Source organism: Salmonella sp. SAL04162, from assembly GCF_046551535.1.
In the GTDB taxonomy this organism is placed as follows: domain Bacteria; phylum Pseudomonadota; class Gammaproteobacteria; order Enterobacterales; family Enterobacteriaceae; genus Salmonella; species Salmonella enterica.
The window spans coordinates 1-1,856 of sequence record NZ_JBGDVX010000040.1; the positions used below are offsets into that span (position 1 = coordinate 1).

Sequence of the window (1,856 nt, forward strand, 5' to 3'; positions counted from 1 at the left end):
AGCATCACGCCCGCCGCAATCGCCGAACCGATAACACCCGCCACGTTCGGGCCCATCGCGTGCATCAGCAGGAAGTTCTGCGGGTCTGATTCCAGCCCCACCTTGTTCGATACGCGGGCCGCCATCGGCACCGCCGACACCCCCGCCGAACCGATAAGCGGGTTGATTTTGTTCTTACTGCACAGGTTCAGCAGCTTCGCCATCAGTACCCCGGCCGCCGTCCCGATACCAAAGGCAATCACCCCCAGCAGCAGAATGCCCAGCGTCTGCGGCTGCAGGAACTTGTCCGCCACCAGCTTGGCGCCAACGGAAAGCCCCAGGAAAATGGTGACGATATTAATCAGCCCGTTCTGTACCGTGTCGCTCAGACGCTCCACCACGCCACTTTCGCGCATCAGGTTGCCAAAGCAGAACATCCCCAGCAGCGGCGCGGCGTCCGGCAGCAGCAGGGCCACCAGCATGAGCAGCACCACCGGGAAGAGGATTTTTTCCCGCTTGCTGACGGTGCGCAGCTGCACCATGCGGATTTTCCGCTCCGTCTCCGTGGTCAGCGCCTTCATAATCGGCGGCTGGATTAATGGCACCAGCGCCATATACGAGTACGCCGCTACCGCAATGGCTCCCAGCAGCTCCGGCGCCAGTTTGCCCGACAGGTAAATCGCCGTCGGGCCGTCCGCGCCGCCGATAATGCCGATGGCCGCCGCCTGCGGCAGGGTGAAGGAAATCAGGCCGAAGTAGTTCAGCGTCAGCGCCCCCAGCACGGTGGCGAAGATACCGAACTGCGCCGCCGCCCCCAGCAGCAGGGTGCGCGGGTTGGCCAGCAGCGGGCCGAAGTCGGTCATCGCCCCCACGCCCATAAAGATGACCAGCGGCGCGACGCCGGAGCCAATCGCCACTTTATAGAACAGCGCCAGCACCCCCGGCGTATAGCCCATGTCCACCGCCAGGTTCTCCATCTGACTCTGCACTGACGGCAGCGCCAGCGCTAATGCCTCTTTAATGGCGTGCACGTCCGGCGCGCAGTTAAGCTTCGCGGCAATCACCGCCAGCTGCCCGGCGTCGTGATGCGCCAGCAGGCTCTCCAGCGCGGTCAGCGCCATGCCCGCTTCCGGGATGTTGGAGAGCAGGCCGCCGAAGCCAATCGGCAGCAGCAGTAACGGTTCGAACTTTTTCGCTATCGCCAGCCACAGCAACAGCAGGCTGACCAGCAGCATGATGGCCTGGCCCGCGCCAAGGTGCATCAGCCCCATGCCCTGAAGCAGGGCGTTCAGACTTTCCATTTCAGTTCTCCGTTACGCCAGCGTCATCAGGGTGTCGCCCACGGAAACCGCGTCCCCGGACTTCACCGCAATACCGCGTACCGTCCCGGCCTGCGCGGCGCGGATTTCGGTTTCCATCTTCATGGCCTCCAGAATCAGCAGCACATCGCCTTCGGCCACCGTCTGGCCCTCGGTGGCAATCACCTTCCAGATGTTGCCCGCCAGCGGGGCGGTGACCGGGGTGCCTGCGCCTGCCGGGGCGGCTGCCTGAACCGGTGCGGAAGACGGGGTGGCAGCAGTGAGCTGGCTGATATCGCCGCCGTCGCTGACCTTCACCACAAAGGCTTTGCCTTCCACTTCCACGGTGTAGATACCGGAGGCGGCAGGCTTCTCTGCTTTTGCCACCGGCTGCGCGGCTTCCGCCTGCGGCAGTGGCTCAAACGCCGCCGGATTGTGGCGGTTCTCAAGGAATTTGAGGCCGGGTTGCGGGAACAGCGCCACGGTGAGCACGTCGTCGATGGCGTTTCCCGCAAGCTGGATGCCCTTCTCCTGCGCCTGGCGCTTCACGTCCGCTTCCAGTTCAGCCAGCTCCGGTTT

General features: G+C 64.2%; 2 protein-coding genes. Both read right to left on the minus strand.

Going from position 1 to position 1,856, the window contains the following annotated elements; translation table 11 throughout:
- A partial coding sequence (locus tag ACLJRH_RS26175) for an oxalacetate decarboxylase subunit beta (protein WP_023223437.1) occupies positions 1–1,280 on the minus strand: 1,280 nt, incomplete at its 3' end.
- A gap of 12 nt (positions 1,281–1,292) precedes the next feature.
- A partial coding sequence (locus tag ACLJRH_RS26180) for a biotin/lipoyl-containing protein (protein WP_023223244.1) occupies positions 1,293–1,856 on the minus strand: 564 nt, incomplete at its 5' end.